The following is a 22,435-nucleotide window of genomic DNA, read 5'->3' as shown; positions in this document are numbered from 1 at the left end:
AAAGGTTGTTGGACTAGGTAGATCAACATACTATTACAGCTTAAGTGTAGAAGGCAAGGAAAAGAAGAAGCCGCCAGGCGGTAAACCTAAAGGATACAGCATAGACAGAGATAACAACAAGATATGCGATGAGCAAATTAAAGAGTTTATTATAGAATCTATTGAAGGTGATGCTATTAACTATGGATATAGAAAAATAACATATCATTTAAGAAAATGTTATAATCTTATAATCAATCATAAGAAGGTTTATAGGCTCTGCAAAAAGCTTGGCATACTTAAAGACCAAAGGGTAATCAAGCCTACAATAAAGAGAACTATTGCAGTTAATAGGACAATAACAGGGTCAAATCAGCTATGGGAAATGGATATAAAATATGGCTATATTCAAGGTGAGGACAAGTTCTTCTACATACTAAACTTAATTGATATCTTCGATAGAAGTATTATTGACTACCATATGAAGCTAAGGATGTTGCCGCATTACTTAGGAAGTGTTTAATAAGAAGAAATTTATTTGAGGAAGGATCTAAAAAACCTGTAATAAGAACAGATAACGGTCCACAATTTGTAAGCCATAAATTTAGCCAATGCTGTGAGGAAATTAAGATAGCGCATGAGAGAATTCCAGTAAAAACACCAAATAAAAATGCACATGTAGAATCATTTCACAGAATTCTTGAGGATGAATGTTTAAAAATCAATGAATTTCAAACTTATGCAGAAGCATATGAAATAGTAAACGAGTTCATGAAGTTTTACAACAATAAAAGACTTCACTCATGCTTAAGGTTTATGTCACCAAATGGATTTTATAACCTTCATTTTGGAGAAAACCTAACTAACATTGAAATAAGAGTGTAAATTTAAGAAAAATAGAGAACTTGTTAGGTTTTGTCCAAAGAAAAGGGGTCAATCCGATATCCATATAAGTAACTTATTTTATAGCTTCAATATACATAGTCCTCTGTCCAAATTGCGAATCAACTTCCGGACTATAATCATCCAATTCTATCAATAATTTATGAGAACCTCTTTTATATTCGTACTTTTTCACATATCTAAATCCTATTTTTATTAAAATATATTCTATCTCACTATATGTAAAGCAATTATCGTTTGAGAAAGCTTTCGTAGCCTTAGGCTTAAGCTTATCTTTCCAATAATATTCACCATCAACTAGTGAAAGCCTGATAACACCATTTACCTTTAAAGTCCTAAATACTTCCTCCAAAAGATTAATAGATTTCACTTTATTGAAAGAAAACCCAAGCATGTGTGAAGAATAGTATAAATCTACAATACTATTTTCTAAAGGTATACCATAAAGTAAATTGTGAAATATAAAAGTATTATTTTTTAGTAGATTAACAAATTTATCTTTATTTACTTTTATACCTCTTATGGGAATGTATAATTCTGAATATCCTGTACTGTGTAATATATCATATAGCTTTCTTATAAACCTTTCGCTCTTATTTGAGAATAAGCTAGGTAAATTAAAGTCAATATTTATGTAATTTCTATTTACTTGTAGCCCTGCCCCCAAGTTAATACATAAAAGATCTCCTTTATGCATATTTTTATATATACTATATTTCTTTAGATATCCGAAAATATTTGAATAAACATTTAGAGTTTTTAGTAACATACTGTTTAACAATATTCTCTTTCTATATTTATAAATTAATTTAGATATTATCATTTTCTATTTCCCTCATATTTATGTGAATTTTTTATTTTATCAACACCAATAGATATTAAATACTTAAATTCATCTAACGCAATTAATTTAAAAATAATTGCAAATGAAATAAAAATCACTAACCCGAATAACCATAAACAAACTTCTATTAACTTGCTATAAATAACCCCTTTTAAATAAATATATGGAGCATAGGAAATTAAGAACACAAAAAAATATTTTAATGGTTCGACAAACGAAAAGCTTATATTATAATATTTCTTACCTGAAAAATAGTAAGTAAGATTTATAAAAATATACGAGATAATAGTAGCAATTGAAGCTCCCATCATACTCCATCTTGGTATTAGTAAAAAATTAAAAATAATATTTATACATGCAGCTATAAAAAGTATTATTGAAAATACTATTGTCTTATTTGATATAAAAAGTCCCATGCCATAAAAACAATCTCCTAAACCATATAAATAATATGAAATTGCTATAGCTGGTACTATCTTATAGCCTTCACTATAACTATCTGTTGATAGTATATGTATTGCCGTATCTGCAAATAAAGATATACCTAAAATAAAAAGCCAACTAATAAAATTATAGTATCTGTAAGGTTTTAGTAACTTATATACTGCATCCTCATCTTTATATACCTTGAGTCTATACACATTGAAAATGTTGCTAAAAGAATTTAGCAATAATGGTTGTATCAACATTCCAATCTTATACCCCATTGAGTAAATTGCTACTGCTGATAAACCGCTAATATATTGCAAAAAGTATCTATCAATTAATGTTAATATCCAGGCTGATGCATTACCCGGTAAAAGTCCAACTCCAAATCTTAGCATTTTTGATAATTGATTATTATTAATACTTAGATTTATATTCCTAAAATCTAAACTAATTAATATAATAATAATAATAATAGATGAGATTGTTTGGGCGTACAAAGTACCCAAAACTCCTTTTTTTATAATTACTACAAAAAAAATACCAAAAATAAAAGTCAATAACATTTGTCCTAGGTTTATTAAGCTTACCTTTAATGCCTTAAATTGCATTGAAAAATAACTGGAATAAATTGTAATAAGGCACATCATAAATGAATTGATAAAAATAAATTTTAAATATATACTAAAATTAATGTTATTCCTAAAAATAAAATGTGATAATTTATCAGATAACAGAATTCCTATCGTACAACAAGTTATCCCCCACATAGTTGAAAATGTTAAAGCAGTATTCTTTAAACTATTCTTATCCTCATACTCATTATAAAATCTTGTAAGACCCGAAAAAATACCCAAGTTAACAATCATAGATAATAGCGATAATACGGATGTAATTATATTATATTGGCCAAAATCCTCTATTGATAAGTTTTTAGTATATATTGGTATCAAAAATATATTTATTATCTGTATACAAATAGAAAATGCTTGGTATGTTAAGCCCTGTTTTACATATTCTCTTCTTTTCATATAGTCTCCTATTAATATTAGTATACTGTATAAATTCCATTTAATATTTCTATGTTAAAACAACCATTGTTACTAGCAAAAATATTGCTTCCATCAGGGCATACAACCTTTTTACAATTATCAATTATTATCGACAATTGATTAAATTTTATATTTTCTTTAATATAGTTTGAAAGTTTAAAATGTGTTTTATCTATGGTTTCAACATTTATATTTTCTCTAGTCCAGTAATACTCGGCTAATTCAGTACCTGTACAATACCACACATTTTGGCGTTGTAAGTATTGAAAGATATAAATTAAGCTTTCTTTGTCATCAAAAATATTAGGACTCTGCCTCATCCCATCGTCACGTGATGGAGCCATATGTTCTTGGATACTAATTACTAGCTTGTTATCTATCAGAAATTGTATTTGCTCCATTTTCTTACTTATCAAATACCCCCTTAGTAACCTTTTAATTAAACCTTTAATTGTTTTGATATTAGCTTTAAAAACTCCAGTTAGTAATCCACCATCAATTGTAGAAGGAATATCAATTATATTATTTCTTCCAAATGTACTTATATCAAATAATTTTTGAGGGTCTAACTTATTGTTACTACCGTAAACACCCCTATTCCATTTTCTGCACCACCACAAAAATCCAGTTGAATCTATGCTTTCATCAGATAAAGTATTAGTTGCATATCCACAGTACTTACCACCCCTAGGATATCCTCCAAATACTTCCTTATATATATCCTTTCCTTTATTAATAGTTCTAACTGCTTTATCAATAGAATCAAATAGTTCCCATTCTTGCCTAAACTCACTTGCTGTTTCTCCCACTTTTCCATGAGTTGTTCCATGATATGCTATCTCACATTTTTCCTCATCATTTATTTTCTTAAAAAACTGTTTAGTCTTTTCATCACAATTAATCATTTTAGAAACAGACATAATTTTAGGATTTTTAATCATTCCCACTCTTACGCCAACTGGTACAAAAAAGGTTGTTTTAATCATCGGGAAATTCTTTAATATCGTCTCATTTAAAAACCTAAATGAAGAATTTTCTCCATCTTTGTCATATCCCCAATCTTCTCCTAAGTCAACTTTTCCATTTCCATTCACATCCACCCATACATTGGCTAAATCATCAATAAAAAACAATACTGGAGAATGTGCATTATTATACCACTTACATATTTTAACTTTCATATAACCACTCCATTAATTCTGCAATAAATCTTTACAATACAGTATACATATTTATATTTTATATAAATTACATTTTTTAATATTATATTCCAAATACATTTCATCAAATCTCTAGTTTTGTATTAAATCTTTATTTAAACTATTATATAAATTTAATAGCTCTTCAAGGTTATCGTATATTTTTATATTACTTACAATTTCTTTAGCCTTATTATAATCTTCTAATACATTTAAGACTTTTAAGTAAAGATCTTCTATATTTCTATTTTGAAATAATATAGTTCCTCTTGGTCTTTTACATACATCGCTTGCAATTGAGGGAATATTGTAATGTATAGCCTCTGCAATAGAAAGTCCGTAACTATCTGTATTAGTCGGTCTTATAAATATATGACACCGCCTTGTTATAGGATACATTGGTATATTTTCATTGACTATCAAAAAGTCATCATTTAAATCTAATCTAACTATCTCATTTTTGATCTTATTATAGTATTGATAATGTCCTATATCTGGAAGACAAAAAATAATCCCAACACTTTTGCTCTTATAATTATCTTTTAATTTTTTACATAATTCTACACACATATCCAAACCATATAAATCCTCATTTTTATAAAAGGATATTTTAAATGCGTTAGCCAAAATACAGATATCTTTATTATTTATAAATTCCCAGACATATTGTGGTATTTTCTTATCATCCTCGTTAGAATACCTAGGATTTATATATGGAGGAATAACCTCTATTTTACTACTACTACCGCCATATTTTATTATCTTATTTTTTTCATTTTCACCAACCGCAATAAAGCAGTCAATATTTCTTATACAAAAATTAAAAATTTTTCTTTTTATAAAGTTAAATTCCTTTACATTTTCTCGAAAGCTATGTAAAGTTAAAATTAATTTAGCTTTATGCAGTTTGGTAATAATGCAAAGTATAAATAATAGATACCAATTTTTTTCATGGCAGTGAACTATGCTGTTATTAAAGCTAAATAAATATTTAATAATCCACATTTTCAAACTTTTTATATATATAACATTTAAGTCTGTGTACTTTTTTTTCTTTGAAATATCATAAACTATATAGTCAACATTTTTCTCTTTTAAATTTTTAGCTAACCTTTCAATATGAACAGATACTCCTCCAATAGGAGGCGGATAATTACCTATTATAGCAATATTATGTTTCCTCATTTACTTCTTCAACTCCGCATCAGCTAAATAACTTATTTTACTTGTCTGCTCTAACTGCCAAACAGGTATACTGTAATTTTTGCCGCTCTTTATAGCCTTAGCAAATTCTATCAGCTCTTCATACTGTCCTTTTTCAGGAGTATTACTTTCTAGATTAGATACTCTTACACCAAATCCGTTCAGTTTTTTATAATCATCCATTGTTATTATTTTTCCATCATAATAAATCTGGCAAAATTCTTTTGAAACCCCCTCATTTCCAAGAGATGTGTAGGTTAGTGTACAAATGCTACCATCCTTATACTTTACTGTTGTAACTACGTTATCCCTCGCAGAAATATTTTTTGTTCTTGGACTTATACTGTCTACTGAAATACTTATAACTTCAGAATCGGTAAAGTAGTTAAAAAGGTCAAATATATGACAACCTTCTCCTATTATTCTTCCTCCACCTTCTTCTGTGTGAACCCAGTGATCAAGCGGAATATACCCTGCATTCATTTGGTAATTTATAATCATGGGATTAACTCTATCTCTTATAAGTCTCTTGGCTTCTGCCGCATATTTAGAAAATCTTCTGTTGAAACCTACCGTATATGGAACCCCAGTCTCTTCTATGGTTTTTAATACTTCTTCCATTTCACTAGCTTTTAGAGCCATCGGTTTTTCTACAAATACCGCTTTTCCTTTTCTCATTGCCTTAATTGACATATTTGAGTGCAAGTTATGTCTAGTACATATAACCACCATATCTACATTAGGATCATTCAGTACTTCATCATAATCTGTTGTCGCATACTGTGCTCCATATTGTTGTGCGATCGCCTTAGCATTTGTTCCTGTTCTACTCATAATAGCATATATGTTGTAAAAACTGCTTAACCTTTTAAAATTAGGAAGATGCATTGTTTTTGCAAATCCTCCTACTCCTATTATAGCTACATTTATTTTATCATCTTTCTTTATTGGTTGACTTTTTATATATACAGATCTATTTATTTCTTTTTTTTCTTCATTATATTTTAAAAGAATAATAAGAGGCTTGTTTTCAGGATTTTTAAATTCCTCATATGCTATTGCAGCATCGTCGATATCATAAATCTTTTCTATAATAGGCTTGATGTTTATTTTTTCTTCATCTATAAGTCGTAAGTATTCCTCCATATTTCTATTTTCTGTCCATCTAACATAAGCATAAGGGTAATCTATACCCTTCTCCTCATAATTCAAGTCATATCTACCCGGCCCATAAGAGGTTGCTATTAAAAAGTCTAGTTCCTTTTTATACATGTCGTCTCTATTGTATTGATTGCCAACTACTCCGACTAGTACAACCTTTCCTTTTCTCTTACAAATATTAAAAGCTTGCGAAAGTATTTCATTACTATTTGCTGCCGCAGTTATTATACATACATCTACACCATATCCTTCAGATATTTTCTCTACTTCTTTAATTATATTATCTTTTGTAGAGTTTAAGGTATAATCACACCCTGTCTCTCTTGCTATAGCTAGTCTTCTTTCGTCTATATCAATACCAATAACTCTGCATCCCGAAGCTTTAAGCATTTGAACTGATAACTGTCCTAATATACCCATTCCTATTACAGCAACAATCTCTCCCAATCTTACATCAGATCGTCTGATTCCTTGAAGAGCTATTCCTCCCAGAGTTACTGTCGAAGCAAAATCTAGTGATAAGTTAGTTGGAACTCTCATGACTAAATTTCTAGGAACATCAATATACTCTGCATGATTTGCAAATCCAGCTCCAGCACAAGCAACTCTATCTCCAATTTTTAAATCTGTAACATTCTTTCCTAAACCTAGTACTACCCCAGCTGCACTATATCCTGTAGGACTTGCAAATTCCATTTCCTTAACTTTACCTAATACTGCATCTATTCCTTGCCTTTTCATAATATTTAACGCTTTTTTTACTTTTTCTGGCTGTTCCATAGCCTTCTTTATTAAAGATTTTCCGGAATTACCTATTCCAGCCATTTCTGTTCCCGCACTTATGCATGAGTAAACTACCTTAACTAATACACCGTTATCAGAAACAACTGGTGCTGGAATATCATCTACTATTACTTCACCCTTTTTTACAAGTACTTGTTTCAAATTATCAACTCCTACTTAGATAATTTTTGCTATGTATTTTATATTAAATCCACTTATCATATATAATTAATCTTACCGATATTTATCAATATTGCTTTGTAAGTTAATATAAATATATGTAATCATAACAAATAGAAAAATTTAAAAATAAGTTATTCTTAGGAAAAAGCAATATATACTTTGCTTTTCATATCATCTATATCAACTAAAATTTTTTTAGTTTTTAAAATTTGTCCATATCCATAAGATATATATGAATCCTCAATTATATATTCATTATCCAGGATAATATATACTTTCTTGCCATTCTTAATAAGTTCTAATCCACCTTGTTTTTGCTCTACCTTCACATCACTATCTAAAACAAAACTTAACTTATAGTTATCTTCCAATCTTTTTCCATATAATATGTCTTCTATTTCTATTTTATTCTCATTTAAGTGCATGTGTCTTTCATGTACTATATCACACTTATTTTTGTATCCAAAATGTTTCCCTTTAAAAGTTTCATTGTTGAATTCAATACACTTTCCAAAACTTTGCTCTGGCATTTCAAATAAAATTTTCTCATAAAAATTATTTTGCTCATAACCTTGAATCCATAATGTATTATGATATTTAGTACTTCTATATAAGTTTCTCATTTTATAATCTGCAGTATACACATATGTACCAGGATCAATAATAAAATCATATCCATCTACATTGAGTTCAAAGCTAAGCTGATCATTATGGCTATGGCCGCCTTGTCCTCTACATGAAAGTTCTCCACACCTTATAATACAAAATATTCTATTGTTCCTCAATATGTAAAATCCACCTTGTTCATAGGACTTAGATTTAAATGTTACCCCTATACTGCTTAAATTCACATAGTTTCCACAAATCCACAATGCATCTTGCTTATACTTACTCCCCAAGCATCTAAAGTCATCTCTCTTAAAATATTCACCTGCAATCGCTAATATATGTGTAAACTCTCTCTTTATCCAGAAAAAATAACTAGACAATATAAGTAGTCTGCCATCATCTGCATCTCCAATTAAGGGAGATAATCCATTAGGTTTAGTAATATCCATTAAAAATTCACACATTTTCTCTAATCTTTTATTATAGCTTTCAGAAAATTTAATATTATTTTTGTTGCATAATATTGTAGTTATCAAAAATAATTCTGTTACAAGTCTATGATAAGACGTAGACGCTTCAAAATCTGTACCATCTTCGTTAACTTGGATAAACATTTCGTTTTCTAATTCTTTTAATCCAAATTCCAACCATGTCTTTGGATTATTTTTGAGTTTAGTATCTTCTATAGTTAAGTTCTTAAAATACAACCCAATCCAAACAACCCCAATCAAATCAGACAAGTAATGATTATTAGCAAGCTTATCAAATTTACCCTTTTCCAAATTAGTCATTATGTGCCTACCATGTAAGTATAAGCTACGATTAAATTTGATCCAAAAACTATTATGGATACTTTTTGAATCCTTAAAAAAGTGATATCCTGTAATCCAATTTACAGCTCTTATAGCTACATCCATTGCACAAGTCCAATTAACTGACATTTCTACTGGATTGTTATGAATCCAATCTTCTATTTCGTCTTTAAATTCAATGGCATATTTTTCATTATCCGTTAGCCAATATGCTTTTCCTAACGTAAAAAGATGTTGAAATCTTGAAATTTCCCATGGCACCTTAACATCAGCGTAGTTATCTAAATTCACAATTTTAATATCCTTATAGAATTTATTTTTCCACTTAAAGCCTGTTTTGAAATCTTCATTCCATGGAATCTTGTCACCTAATTTTATTTCTCCAGAGCCTAACACATTAAAAATGTGCTTACAAATCCTATCTGCATCTTCTATTGTTTCCGATTTTAAACTCAATGTTTCTATTTTTGATTTTAAAAACTCTTTATCTTTAACTTCGTAAAAGAAAGCACAACTTGTTCTAAAATTAGAAAAATAAATACTGTTGATACTAATTGGCTTTATTGTTATTTTAAGTTTTCTATATCTATAATAAACACTTTTCCATAACTTATCAAAAATTTTATTTAAAATTAAATCTATCGGCATCGTCTTAACTTTTAAAATTTTATTATATAAATCAGACATATAAAAACTCCTGTAAATAATACTTTTTTATAAATCATATATTAAAAATATTATTATAAATAATTAATATTTTCTTTATATTTTTATCCCAACTATAATACTTAGATATTGCAGTTTTAAAGTTTTCTTTTACTACATTAATTATTTTACTCTTAACATTACTATCAAAATCGGTTAGATATATTCCTACTTTATATTTATCAATAATATAATCAATATCCCCAATACCTCTAGAAACAATAACTGGCAAACTACAATTTAGGTATTCTGCAAACTTTGTTGGGCTAGCAACAGTATTTGTCATGTTATTTTCTCTTATTAGAAAGGCGCAATCACACCCACTTAAATATTTACTTACATCACTATGAGATACACTTAAAATTAGATAATCTTCACTATTAATATCTGATAAGTATTTCTGAAATACCTCGTTATCTTTTGTTAGTATCAGTAAATATGCATTGCTAATATACCTTTTTAAAATACTAAATTCATGAACTACTTTATCTGGACATTGCCACTTTTGTCCTCCACCACAGTAAACAAAAACAAACTTGTCTTCAAGTTTATATTGTTCTCTTATCCTTGCCCTATCTTGTAAGCAAAAATTCCCTCTATTAATATCTAAACAAGTTGGAATTACAAAAATATCTTTTTTCGCACCATAATTGTCAAATAAATACTGTTTCAGCTTATTAGATACACATAAAACAAAATCCGAATTTCGATAAACAAACTTTTCAATATGTCTTATAAAAATAATTAAATTGTAAATCATTAGCTTTTTTATAATCCCAGTATCTTCAAATCTCAATTTATACTCTTCTATTGTTGCGCCTCTAAAATCAGCTATTACTTTTATATTATATTGTTCAAGCTGTTGTTTTATCTTTATTCCAATATAACTTCCATAAATCCCTCTACAATGTAAAATTATTTTATCATCTTTTTTTCTTTCATTCTGGATAATGCTTTTTACACTTTCTATATGGTTCTTGTCAATTATAAAATCATACTTTTTATTTTTAATAATTGAGTAAATATCACTATCTGTGCACTTGTCTTTAAAATTTTTATTAAATCCTTCACTTCTATTAAAGTTAATCAACTTTATATCCATACTTTTCTTAAGCAATTTATATAAAGTTAGAACTTGGGATTCATATACGCTACACTCAACGCCATCATAATTTAAATAGTATCCATACATAGATTATTCACCCTTTATACCTATAATTTTAGTATAAATTTCTTCAATGTTTTTAATATAATTATTCATACTATAACCATTTTCTATAGTTTTTCTTGCATTTATACCTAAATTGTTCAACACACTATTATTTTCATATACATATTTCATCATTTTTAACAGTTCGTATTTTGTTCTTTCTTTTAATATTATACCATTATAATTATTTTCAATTACTTCCATAGCACCCTCAATAGGTGTAGATATTATAATTTTTTCTAAAGCCATTGCCTCAAGCAAGCTAATAGGAAGACCTTCACTAACAGAAGAAATGATAAAACAGTCAAATAAATTTAAATAATCATATACATTCTTTTTAAACCCCGTAAAAATAACTTTATCTGCTATTCCTAAGGAATCACTTAAACTACGCAGATTGTCAATTTCATCACCATCACCAGTGATTATAAGTATACCTTCATTGTTCTCTTTACAGAATTCATAAAATGCTTCTATTAATAAATCAACACCTTTTAAACTTATTAACCTTCCAATATACCCAAAAATATATTTATTTTTAGGTATACTATATGAATCAGCTAAATAATTTTTATCTACAAAGCAAAATCTACTTAATTCCTCTAAATTGATACTATTATTTAAATATGTAATATTTTTAACATTACTATTATATTTTAAATAATAGTAATAAGTGCTTTTAGAGCAAGCTATACTTAAATCATACTTATTTCGAAAAGTTGAATCTATAGTTCTCATAAGGTTAATACTTTTAACCCACTCATATTTAGCATGTATATGAGAAATTATCCTTACATTGGTCCCTATTGTTACTAACTTTGAGATTATTGATGCTTTGTTATCATGTGCATGGACTATTTCTATATTTTCACTTAATATTATTGTTCTTAATTTTAATAATTCACTAATCTTTAATCTTGAAACGTCTATATTAAAAACCTTTATATTACCTTCCGTAAAATACTCACGTAACTCCCCAGTGCAAACGCATAACGGTTCAAATTTACGTTGATTCAAATTTTTGCAAATGTCCAAAGCAACTTTTTCTGCTCCACTTAGCTTATCAGTAGATAAGACATGTAATACTTTCATGTTAACACCTAACTTTATATAATTTAAATTTTATTAGCAACATACCCCTTTCTAAATATCGACAAATACAAGAAAGGTATATATGCTGTCTGATGTTTTAGATATGACCCAAAATCCGGTTCGAAAATTACCTGTACTAAAAATATAGCTATAGTCATAAATAATATTAAGTTGGTTCTTTTATCTAAATTTTTATATTCAATAACGTTTCTTATAACTAAAAATGTTATTATAAGTTGATATAGTATAAAAACCAAATACTTTATACTATGCATTCTTAGAAGCTCTAATGGTATAAGAAACCTAAAAACATTTATAAATGAATTCATACTATAAATTATAATACTATTATTTTTGTTATTAAATATATCATTTATTATGGTATTTGCATCCGGGTCATTTGCTCTATACTGATTAACACCTATCCTTGCATTTAGAACACTACTAATCAAATCTGGCTTCCTTATTTCTAAAAACACACTAGCAATAACAACCATTATAAAAATTATTAACAACTTGCTCTTTATATTACTTTTTTTTAAAAAAATAAATTGCAAGGCATAAAATACAATAAGATGCAATACCAAGTATACTCTAAAATTTATTGAAAAATATACTAGTATGGTACCTAAATAAAAATTAATGAATAATAGTCTCTTTTCAATACATAGTATAAAAGCTATTACCCAAGTAACGAAAAATTGTATAGTTTCTTTAGATACTGTATTATTATAAATATTAAAAATAAATATCCACATAGGTAAAATAACATAAAAAACTCTATTGTTAAAATTCGGAGGTAGTTTTAATAATGATACTAAAAAAATTAAAAAAGTTATAAGAAATATAGTAATATTCCAATATTCTAATGGTAAATTTAGAATAGAAAAAAACTTTTTACTAAAATCAAATCCTTTATCATCAATTACTGTATTTTTAGTGATTAGAGACATAATCTTAATAGTATCATAAAAATACTTACTATCCAAAAACTTATCTAAAGAAATCTTCGTTACAAATCCTATTGCAAAACTAAACATAATATAGGAAACATAAAAATATTTATTTTTATTTATACTATATATTTTATTTTTCAATTTTAGACACCCACTTTTATGCTATACTAAGCACTTCAAATATAACTTTTTATAATCATCTATCATTCTTTGTATCGTGAATCTTGTAGTTACTTGTATTTTAGCATTTTTGCTTATCTTTTTCTTCAAACTTAAATCATTTAGTAAAATATTTATAGCTTCAATAAATTCCACTTTATTATTAGCTATTAGACCAGTCTTATAATTTTCTATAACATCCCTATTTCCAATAACATTAGATACAATTGATGCCTTGTTGAGATACATTGCCTCTAAAAGTGAAATAGGCAGCCCCTCCCATAAAGAAGTCATAAGATATATATCTGTAGATATAAGTTTTCTATATAGTACCTCTTTATTTAGCCATCCTGTAATAGTTATATTAGAAGATGTCAGCAGATGCTTTAACTCTCCATCTCCTATCCAAAGAAACTTTAAGTGTGGAAAATGTTGTGCTATATCATTAAACATATTAGGATTTTTAGCAAAACAAATTCTTCCTACTGTCGCAATAGTAATATTCTCATTAGTCTTTTCTATTTTAATTTTTTCAACAATTTCATCCACTTTATTTATATCTATTCCATTATCAATATTAATAGATTTATCACATAACTTTATTGATTCACTATACTCTCCTTTTGAGCATCCTATAATTATTCCACCGAGCCTTGATGCAAATTTTTCTAACAAAAAAAATAGTCTTCTTTTAATTTTGGACTCATTTAATTGGAGAAATGAGAATCCATGAGGATTATACAAAACTTTTTCCATATTGAATCCATTCGTAAAGCTGGCTAACCTTCCCAAAAAACCTGCTTTAGATGAATGTAAATGTATTAATTGTGGGTTTTCAATATTTAAGATTCTTTTTAACATTAATAATGCTTTAATATCTTTAAATATATCTAACCCTCTATTCATTTGTATATAAATAAATCTAATCTTAGGATTAAAATCTTTTTCAAAGTTCTTTGGTGTATCAGGTCTTAAAGAATGAATAATTACTATTTCATATTCATCTACAAGAGAGTTACATAAATCTGCTAAAAATGAATAAACACCACCAGCAAAAGACTCAACAACATATACAATTTTTTTCATATTTTATATTCTCCAATATCTAATTCCAAACTTCTCCGCTTCAACTCTATCTATTATTCCTTTTGCATCAATAAGTATAGGTCTATCATTCATAAATCTAGATATATACTTTACATCGTCTAGTTTAATTAAATTTTGTTTTGCCAGAACTAAGACTACATCTGCATTTTTCAGTGCTTCCTCTTGTGAATTCATTTTAAATTCATATTTTGTAGATACAGTTGGATCAAAAGCTACAACATTTGCTCCTATTTCTAGTAGCATCTTACAAATATCAACTGAGGGACTTATCCTATCATCACTCGAATAATCCTTCATTGCAAGTCCTAAAACTGCTATTTTTGAATTTTCTATATCCTTTCCTATCTCACTTAAAAGTTGCACTGTTTTATTAACTATAAATTGTGGTAATTGTGAATTTTTTTCCCTTGAAATTCTTAATAATTCCATGTTAACATCGAGTTCTTCAGCTTTAGGTGCAATATAATGGTAGGCATTTGGTATACAAAATCCCCCTACTCCTGGTCCAGGCATTAGCAGATTTACTCTTTTATGAGTATTCGCAAGCTTAATAACTTCAAAAACATCTATTCCTAAAGCTTCTGTAAATCTGGCAAATTCCTGAGACATAGCTATATTTACATCTCTTTGGACATTTTCAAACACCTTTGAAGTTTCTACTGCTTTTATACATGATGCTTTCACTATTTCTGCCTTGCATACTATACTTAAAAGGTCTACAGCTCTTTCACAACTCTTACTGTTAATACCTGCAACGAGTGTTGGCATGTTAGCAAACTCATCAAAAGCCTTACCTTCAGCAATTCTTTCTGATGAGTAAGCAATATAGAAATCCTCACCTGCTTTCAGTCCTGACTCCCTCTCAAGTATAGGTAATATAAAATTCTCAGTAGTGCCTGGGATTACTGTACTTCTTATTATTATTAAATCATCTTTTTTTAGATTTTCCCCAATTACTATACATGCACTTTCTAAATAATCCATTATACACTTTCCATTTTTTATTGGTATCCCAACTGTTACTATAATATTATTACACTCTTTAACGGCACTTGCACCGTCTACTGTTATATTATATCTTTTTTCACTTAATTCATTGTGCAAAATATCCTGTATGGTAATTCCATCAAATTCTTCTGTATGATGCGTCACCCCGTTATCAATATTTTCAACTAAACTTTTATCTACATCCACACCTATGGTCTCACAACCCCTAAATGCAAAACTTAATGCTAATGGTAATCCAACATATCCTTGTCCAAAGATACAAACCCTTTTATTCTTTTCAGATATATCCATTTGCTTATACTTATTTAGCTTACTTACCTTATCTAACACAGAACTGTCTCCTCTCTTATTTATTATATCTAAATCTTAATATATAGATTTGTAATGTTTATACTTTGTTAACTCAACTTAGTTCTCATCAACAAAGTATAAACTAATGACAGCTATAAATCACTATCACTAGCCACTTCCTTGTTATACTCATATAAATGCTTATAATAACTTATTGTTTCTCTAATGCCATCTTCTAATGTATATCTAATATCCCATTTTAGCACATCCCTAGCTAGATTATTACATAGATAACTATTATAAATATCTCCTTGTCTCTGCTCCTGATAAATTGCATTTATATCACTATTTAATATTTTCTTCATAGTTAGAAATAAGTTATTTATTGTTATAGACAAACCTGTACTAATATTAAAGATACAGTTATCACCATCATATAATGCAAGCAAGTTAGCTCGTGATACGTCTTTAACATATATAAAGTCCCTAGTTTGTTCCCCATTTCCAAATATCAAAGGGGACTTATTTTTTAGAAACTTATCTATAAATATAGAAACAACTCCTCCCTCCCCTTTAGGATCTTGCCTTATTCCATAAACATTTGAATATCTAAAGATAGTATATTTTATATTATAAAGACTACAATATATCTTTATATAATGTTCTGGTGTATGTTTAGAAATACCATAAAATGATATAGGATCTATGATATGATTTTCATCTATCGGTAACTTCCTCGGGTCACCATATACTGCTGCTGAGGATGGATATATTATTTTTTTAACAGAAAAAAATTTACAACATTCTAGTATATTTATTGTTCCTATTATATTATTATTAGCATCAAAGCTCGGTTTATCTAATGAGGTTTGCACATCTATTTGTGCAGCAAAATGAAACACTATTTCTGGTCTCTCTATTTGAAATACCAATTTTAAAGCGTCTATGTTTGTAATATTACATTTATAAAACCTAGCGTTTTCATTTAAGTTGCTTATCCTACCAGTCGATAAGTTATCTATTATGCAAACTTCATGTTTGTTAGCTATTAATTCGTCTACCACATTTGAACCAATAAAACCTAGACCACCAGTAACTAATATTTTCATTTTTTCCCTTCTTCCTAATTAAAAATAATTAATACTATAACTAATAATGTTTGTTATCAAGTATACTAAATTCACCTTATATAATATTATGATGGTTCAGCAATCCAAAATAAGTTTATATTTTTTATATTCATAATATCAAATACTTTTTTTGATTCCATAACAGCATTAATGTTTGTTTTATATTGTGATACAACAACTAAAACTTCATCTGTACAATTTAGTAAAACTCGAGAATCTGCATATTGCGTCATAGAAGGTGTATCTATAATAATATAGTCAAAATTCTGTCTAAGTTGTTCAATAATTATTTCCACTTGTCCCATGATAAAAGAATCTGCTGGATTTATGTTTGAAATACCCCAACCTAATAAAAACAAGTTATCATTTAATATACTATTTATATATTTATTAAAACTTATAATCTTTGTAGGAAAAGTGTTATCATTTATTTTGCTGTCAATAGCATTGTTCTTAGTTGTTAAATTACCTACTTTCTTGGCTAGTAAATCACTTAATCCTATATTATTTTCAATATTAAACATCTTGCTTAACATAAAGTTTCTGCCGTTAGCATCTATTACAAGTGTTTTAAACCCTACTTCTGCAAAAGACCTTGCGAGATTGATTGATATGTCAGTTTTTCCATCTCCCTCACCTGGCGAGGTAACCATAAAAACATTTTTTGACTCTTGTAAAGTTTCATTAATTTTAGATTTTATTAAATTATTATTGTTATATTGCAAAATAGTTCTAGCAATTCTACAGTCTTCATCTAAGTTTAATTTAAAATTATTTTTACTACTTCTTTTAACAAAGTCTAATGCATTAGTATTAAAGATACTCTCAGCTTCTTCCTTTTTTTTAATTGAATTGTTCATAAACTCCATAAAGAAGACTACACCTAGGCCAACCATTATTCCAATAACAAGTGATACTATTAATACAAATTTTTTGCTCTTACCTTTGTTGTCTTGAGTAGTCATTTGCTGAACTTCATTATTCTTTGGAGAATCAATCTTATTAAATTCATCCTTTGTAATCTTCTCGGGACTAGAAGCTTCATCCAATATCTTCAATTTACTATTAGGGTACATTTTTTGAGCCTCTGTCGTAAACTGATTTATATATGTATCAGTAATTCTCTTTATATCTTTCTCATTTTTATCTCCATATATTATGATAATCATCTGTGCATCAGGATTTGCTTTGATTTTTACATTTTTAAGAAATTCATCTACTCTAACATTTAAGCCTACTTCATTTATAACTTTTTTAGCTACGGTTCTTGAAGCTGCTATAGCTCCATAAGTCTTCACCATGTGCTGATTAAGTGCTGTTACATCCTTAACATTTTCACTATATGCATCTGGTAAATCCCCAACAAGAATACTAGACATTGATTTGTACACATACTCCTGTTCTTTAATTTGTAGGTTTTTATTGCCTTCTAAAGATATTAGGCTACCCGCAATTAAAAAAAGTAAGGTTATACCTAAAACTATGTGTTTCTTCCTTTTAATTACTTTGAATAGCTCTCCTAAGTCTAAAGTAACTTCTTCCATAAAATATCCCCCTGTGATTTGACAAATTATTAGATTTCCACCGTACAATTTACCACTTTTTATTATATCACAGTAATTGACTATATTAAACTGAAAAAATGGTGTTGTCGCATTAACATAAAAAAATATGCTAACGCGGCAGCGTTTTTTAAGTATTCTATACAAAAATTCATAATGTTTTAAACCCAAATAAGTTCAATAGTTAAAATTTTGCCTAACTATCGTAAGTCTAGGATAGTTAGGGATCATGAAAAAAATGCGATAGAATCATTGAAAAAGAAAATACGAATGATGATCTTTGAAAATTGAATAATACAGTGTTGGAAGAGTAACTATTTTATATTTATTACAAGGTTAACCATGAAAAGCCGTGTAAATATGACGTAATTACCATTGGTTAAGTTAAAATAGTAATATAGAACGAAACCGCTATTCAGTGGTGGCGGGTTCTGTTCCAATTTAGAAACTTGAGTTTAAAATCTAATATATGCATAAATTTAAAGTGGTAGTTATTTAAGAGTAACTACCACTCAGACTGCTGACAAAATACGTTTGTCAGTACTCTGAAAAGCTACTGTCAAGTAGCTTTCTTGATGCTTTTCAATCATTATGTAGTCTTATACACATTCATAATACGAGCATAATAAACTCTTAAAAACTTATTAGCATCAGCCATTTTAGCTATGTTTTTTGGTTTTCCTTCAAGTTCTTTTTTAATCATGAACTCATATACGGCACTATCCTCAGTTGGCTTTGTAACCTTTAAAGCCATTATTACTTCGTATCCAACCTTTCTCAGGCTAGCAGATCCACGCTTTGATATATGCCTTTTTGTTCCTTGATATTGGCCATATTGATGCGAGGGAGCATCATTTCCAGCATAGGCATTCAAAGCTTTAGCGCTTTGAATCTTCTTACATCCCCAATCTCAGCAATTAATCGTGGGGCAAGTTTGTCTCCAACGCCTTTTAGCGCCCTAACAATCTTATATTCAGTTAAAGTGTATGCAAGGTCTGCATCTGTGTTAAAATAGCATTGCTAGCTTCTTCTGCTTCTCTTGGCACTTGAAGGCAGCTTTTAACGGCAATACAAGTGTAACTGTCAGCCGTTCTGGTTGTGATACTGTTTTGGGCCAATTCATATATCTTTAGCGCTTTAATTGCCCCATTACGGTATCCTTTCTTTTTGGCCCAGTTAGAGTATTCTTCAATAAATCCTTTCTCGCTTTTTGCTCTAATGTTATCAAAGTGCTCATATTCTTCAACAAAGTCATATAGTATTTTATTTGGCTTTCCAGTAGTTGTACGAAGAATAGTTTGAATTCCTGGCATAATCTCATCAAGAAGGTTGTTAAGTTGAACCTTAGCGTTTACACGTATAGAAACTGTTTGATTATACTGTCTAGATAAAAATCTTAAATCCCTATATTTTTCATCGTTACCTTCATATCTTGTAAGACTGTGTCTTTTTTCTATCGAATATTTAGCTATTCTGATAGCATCCTTTTTATCAGTTTTTACCTTTCTGATCTCTGTATCATCATACTTTTTCAGAAGATAAGCGTTAACTACACTAACATATACTCCAGTTCCATACAACTCCTTTAGTACAGGATAATGGTAGTGACCAGTAGACTCCATAACCACAAGTACCATGTCCTTCTGATTCCTAATCCACTTAATGAGCATATCAACCTCAACGTGGTTATGCTTAATTTCATATGGCTTCACAATTACTTTTCCAGTATGCTCCATAGCAGCTACTGTATTTTTACCTTTGGAGACATCAATTTCAATACCTATTACTTTTCATCAACTCCATATTTTTTACGATTGGTTCCAACACAATCCTATTCGCTCAAATTTGTTATTTACACGGGTGTTTCTCCCAATTTGCTTAATCGAATATTGAATAGGGGTGCTGGTCAACACTTTGTGTACTGGGTATTTCAGCTCAAATCTATGTACGTTGACCAATCAAACCTATCATAAAAAAAGTAAGCATAGATGTCTACCACTAATGTGATATCTATCTATGCTTATATTGTACAAAATCTAAGTACGTTCCCTATTTTTTACCTGTCTACTTGACAGGGGGCAGTTCAATTTTAGTGCGACAGCCCCATTCCAACATTATTCTTTCATACTTTCCGCTTTAAGTTTACAGTTAGCGGCCACACCTACTCCGAACAATACCCAAAAAACAGGTGCTACAGATACTGCAGAATCATTAAAGAATCCAGCTCCTAAGTATCCAATTATAGATACAAGCACAGCTAAGCCAACTATAGAATAAAAATTATTGAAATTATTATTCATATACAGTCTAAAACAACTCTTAAAATATATTACAAACATGGCTAAGAGTGATATTAAAGAAATCACCCCTGTATTCAACGCATTTTGAATATATAAATTATGTGCCTTATCAACAAGTATATCTGTAGTTTGATAAGCTATTGCTTTTCCAACATAGTCTTGTTGTGGAAACTTTGCGGCGAAGGTATCTGGTCCATAACCCACTATCATAGAGTGTTTTATAAGAGGTATGCTCCTAGACCATATATACGCTCTCGCTGAACCAAGTTGCTCTTTTCCTTCAAATCCCCACTTTTCTATAGGTTTTAAATCTACTAAATTTCCTTTATTAGTCTCAAACATAAACCTATTATTTGTAGCTAAAAACGGCATTCTTAACTTGTCTTTGCTAATTTCTACCATATATTTCTTATCTGTAGTTGTGGAATAATCTTTTACTATAATACCATAGTCTTTATATTTGCTATCTTCCAACGTCACATATCCTGTATCCTTGTTAACATTACTTTTTATTATATGATTTTTTTCATCTTTAAAAGAAAGAATACCTGATTCACTAACTATCTTTAATGTTTCAGTCGAAGTAGTAATTTGTGCTAAATTATCTTTAGTAAAAACATCCTTAATTAAAGATTCAGATTTAGAAGAAGTCTTAGTCAAGCTTTCAGCATCCTTAAACAGGGATCCCACTCTGCTAGCTAACATTCCTTTAGAATATATATTAAATCCTACTGCTGCTACAAATACTACAACTATAACAGATATAGATATTTTCCATTTTTTAACAAAGTATCTTCTCAATACTATTGCAAGAATAAGTATAGCTACTCCCCCACCAATAATACCTGCACGTGAATGACTTAACATCATATTTAAGAACATAAGCGCTGCAATAAGACCCATAACCATCTTATAAAACTTATTCTTAATCAGAATAAATAAAGTAAAAGTTAAAGGGAATAACATTGCCATGTAACTTCCAACGTAGTTATAATGATATAACGAAGAATATATTATCTTGTCCTCAAACTGAAACTTTAATTGTGATGCTAGATTCTGCATTTGAGAAGGGAGAATAAGCCTTTTTCCCGACATCGATTTATAAAAATCATGACCTAAGTACTGTAGAATACCAATAGTTCCAATAACCACAGCAGAACAAATTAGTGCCGCAAGTATTGCCTTTATGCTAGCTTCATTTGATGCTAAATTTATGGTAATAAACATTATTGCCATATAGGCCAAGATTACTAACATTCCTTCATATCTTTCTACAAATCCCCAAAGAGCAATTTCCTTAAAATCGGAAAAAATAGTAGAGAGAATAACCATTGCTGAATAAACAGCCATTGGTATATACATTTTATTCTTCTGTATTTTAATACTCTTACTAAATAACTTTACCAAGAAGATTACTATACACATTATTACTGATATCAATATCCACATAGACTTATAGTATGAAAAGAAGTCTAGGCTAGTATTCATACCATTCCAATATTTAAAATAATCCCCTGTAAGCTTGACCATCTTTCCATATACAATAAGCGGAATCACCGAAACTAAAAAAGCAATGGGTATTATCGAGTACCAACTTTCATTTGGTGATTCTCCATATAAATCATCATACATCTTTTTTCCCCCTTATTAAATTAATCATTCATTATAATATTAATTTATTTGCAGCCTATTTTCAACTTTTTTAACCAAATACCGTAAGAGAAATTGGAGGTAATAGAGTAAAATTACACTAAACTTCAT

The 22,435-nt window shown here is 28.8% G+C and carries 17 protein-coding genes and 1 pseudogene; 2 read left to right on the top strand and 16 right to left on the bottom strand.

The features are described 5' to 3' along the window. Positions 1-502: IS3 family transposase (locus N4T77_RS05145; RefSeq protein WP_261670668.1), on the top strand; the 502-nt coding region annotated here is incomplete at its 5' end. Next, positions 502-864, top strand: a complete 363-nt coding sequence (locus tag N4T77_RS20275; protein ID WP_396125088.1) for a transposase — start codon at positions 502-504, stop codon at positions 862-864. The genes N4T77_RS05145 and N4T77_RS20275, both read left to right, overlap by 1 nt. Positions 865-937: 73 nt before the next feature. Here N4T77_RS20275 and N4T77_RS05140 read toward each other — a convergent pair whose 3' ends face one another. The 16 genes and pseudogenes from N4T77_RS05140 to N4T77_RS05065 form a co-directional block, all read right to left on the bottom strand. Further along, on the bottom strand, positions 938-1,651 hold the full coding sequence (locus N4T77_RS05140) for a hypothetical protein (protein WP_261670667.1): 714 nt from the start codon (positions 1,649-1,651) through the stop codon (positions 938-940). 50 nt (positions 1,652-1,701) lie between these two features. Then, positions 1,702-3,183 carry an oligosaccharide flippase family protein gene (locus N4T77_RS05135; RefSeq protein WP_261670666.1) on the bottom strand — a complete coding sequence of 494 codons (1,482 nt, stop codon included), beginning with the start codon at positions 3,181-3,183 and terminating at the stop codon, positions 1,702-1,704. 17 nt (positions 3,184-3,200) lie between these two features. Beyond that, positions 3,201-4,385, bottom strand: coding sequence for a hypothetical protein (locus N4T77_RS05130; RefSeq protein ID WP_261670665.1), 1,185 nt, complete (start codon positions 4,383-4,385; stop codon positions 3,201-3,203). A 111-nt stretch (positions 4,386-4,496) separates the two neighbouring features. Then, entirely contained in the window at positions 4,497-5,588 is a 1,092-nt protein-coding gene (locus N4T77_RS05125; RefSeq protein ID WP_261670664.1) for a glycosyltransferase family 4 protein, read from the bottom strand. Further along, entirely contained in the window at positions 5,589-7,712 is a 2,124-nt protein-coding gene (locus N4T77_RS05120; protein WP_261670663.1) for a bi-domain-containing oxidoreductase, read from the bottom strand. A 158-nt stretch (positions 7,713-7,870) separates the two neighbouring features. Beyond that, positions 7,871-9,841, bottom strand: a complete 1,971-nt coding sequence (locus N4T77_RS05115) for an alginate lyase family protein (RefSeq protein ID WP_261670662.1) — start codon at positions 9,839-9,841, stop codon at positions 7,871-7,873. 34 nt (positions 9,842-9,875) lie between these two features. Continuing rightward, positions 9,876-11,051 carry a glycosyltransferase gene (locus N4T77_RS05110; RefSeq protein WP_261670661.1) on the bottom strand — a complete coding sequence of 392 codons (1,176 nt, stop codon included), beginning with the start codon at positions 11,049-11,051 and terminating at the stop codon, positions 9,876-9,878. A gap of 3 nt (positions 11,052-11,054) precedes the next feature. Further along, positions 11,055-12,161 (bottom strand): glycosyltransferase, encoded by a 1,107-nt coding sequence (locus N4T77_RS05105; RefSeq protein WP_261670660.1) that lies wholly within the window; start codon positions 12,159-12,161, stop codon positions 11,055-11,057. Positions 12,162-12,184: 23 nt separating this feature from the next. Beyond that, positions 12,185-13,258, bottom strand: coding sequence for a hypothetical protein (locus N4T77_RS05100; RefSeq protein WP_261670659.1), 1,074 nt, complete (start codon positions 13,256-13,258; stop codon positions 12,185-12,187). A 21-nt stretch (positions 13,259-13,279) separates the two neighbouring features. Beyond that, a complete protein-coding gene (locus tag N4T77_RS05095) occupies positions 13,280-14,362 on the bottom strand; it encodes a glycosyltransferase (protein WP_261670658.1) in 1,083 nt (360 codons plus the stop codon). A gap of 3 nt (positions 14,363-14,365) precedes the next feature. After that, on the bottom strand, positions 14,366-15,721 hold the full coding sequence (locus tag N4T77_RS05090; RefSeq protein WP_315903156.1) for a nucleotide sugar dehydrogenase: 1,356 nt from the start codon (positions 15,719-15,721) through the stop codon (positions 14,366-14,368). 113 nt (positions 15,722-15,834) lie between these two features. After that, entirely contained in the window at positions 15,835-16,791 is a 957-nt protein-coding gene (locus N4T77_RS05085) for an NAD-dependent epimerase/dehydratase family protein (protein ID WP_261670657.1), read from the bottom strand. Positions 16,792-16,877: 86 nt separating this feature from the next. Continuing rightward, positions 16,878-18,356 carry a polysaccharide biosynthesis tyrosine autokinase gene (locus N4T77_RS05080; protein WP_261670656.1) on the bottom strand — a complete coding sequence of 493 codons (1,479 nt, stop codon included), beginning with the start codon at positions 18,354-18,356 and terminating at the stop codon, positions 16,878-16,880. 607 nt (positions 18,357-18,963) lie between these two features. Next, a pseudogene (locus N4T77_RS05075) lies at positions 18,964-19,283 on the bottom strand (transposase). A 68-nt stretch (positions 19,284-19,351) separates the two neighbouring features. Continuing rightward, positions 19,352-20,110 (bottom strand): IS110 family transposase, encoded by a 759-nt coding sequence (locus tag N4T77_RS05070; protein WP_261670655.1) that lies wholly within the window; start codon positions 20,108-20,110, stop codon positions 19,352-19,354. A gap of 378 nt (positions 20,111-20,488) precedes the next feature. After that, complete coding sequence (locus N4T77_RS05065; RefSeq protein ID WP_261670654.1) at positions 20,489-22,306, bottom strand: O-antigen ligase; 1,818 nt, start codon at positions 22,304-22,306, stop codon at positions 20,489-20,491. Positions 22,307-22,435 lie beyond the last annotated feature (129 nt).

Origin of the sequence: Clostridium sp. CX1 (assembly GCF_025398335.1) — a bacterium.
GTDB classification, from domain to species: Bacteria; Bacillota; Clostridia; order Clostridiales; family Clostridiaceae; genus Clostridium_AM; species Clostridium_AM tanneri.
Note: the sequence above shows the minus strand (reverse complement) of the source record. Positions and strands in the feature narration are given on the sequence as shown.

Bases quoted from the DNA above. Each gene is read 5' to 3' on its own strand.
- N4T77_RS05140 (WP_261670667.1), bottom strand. From the start codon at position 1,651: ATGTTACTAAAAACTCTAAATGTTTATTCAAATATTTTCGGATATCTA.
- N4T77_RS05135 (WP_261670666.1), bottom strand. From the start codon at position 3,183: ATGAAAAGAAGAGAATATGTAAAACAGGGCTTAACATACCAAGCATTT.
- N4T77_RS05130 (WP_261670665.1), bottom strand. From the start codon at position 4,385: ATGAAAGTTAAAATATGTAAGTGGTATAATAATGCACATTCTCCAGTA.
- N4T77_RS05125 (WP_261670664.1), bottom strand. From the start codon at position 5,588: ATGAGGAAACATAATATTGCTATAATAGGTAATTATCCGCCTCCTATT.
- N4T77_RS05115 (WP_261670662.1), bottom strand. From the start codon at position 9,841: ATGTCTGATTTATATAATAAAATTTTAAAAGTTAAGACGATGCCGATA.
- N4T77_RS05110 (WP_261670661.1), bottom strand. From the start codon at position 11,051: ATGTATGGATACTATTTAAATTATGATGGCGTTGAGTGTAGCGTATAT.
- N4T77_RS05105 (WP_261670660.1), bottom strand. From the start codon at position 12,161: ATGAAAGTATTACATGTCTTATCTACTGATAAGCTAAGTGGAGCAGAA.
- N4T77_RS05095 (WP_261670658.1), bottom strand. From the start codon at position 14,362: ATGAAAAAAATTGTATATGTTGTTGAGTCTTTTGCTGGTGGTGTTTAT.
- N4T77_RS05085 (WP_261670657.1), bottom strand. From the start codon at position 16,791: ATGAAAATATTAGTTACTGGTGGTCTAGGTTTTATTGGTTCAAATGTG.
- N4T77_RS05080 (WP_261670656.1), bottom strand. From the start codon at position 18,356: ATGGAAGAAGTTACTTTAGACTTAGGAGAGCTATTCAAAGTAATTAAA.
- N4T77_RS05070 (WP_261670655.1), bottom strand. From the start codon at position 20,110: ATGGAGCATACTGGAAAAGTAATTGTGAAGCCATATGAAATTAAGCAT.
- N4T77_RS05065 (WP_261670654.1), bottom strand. From the start codon at position 22,306: ATGTATGATGATTTATATGGAGAATCACCAAATGAAAGTTGGTACTCG.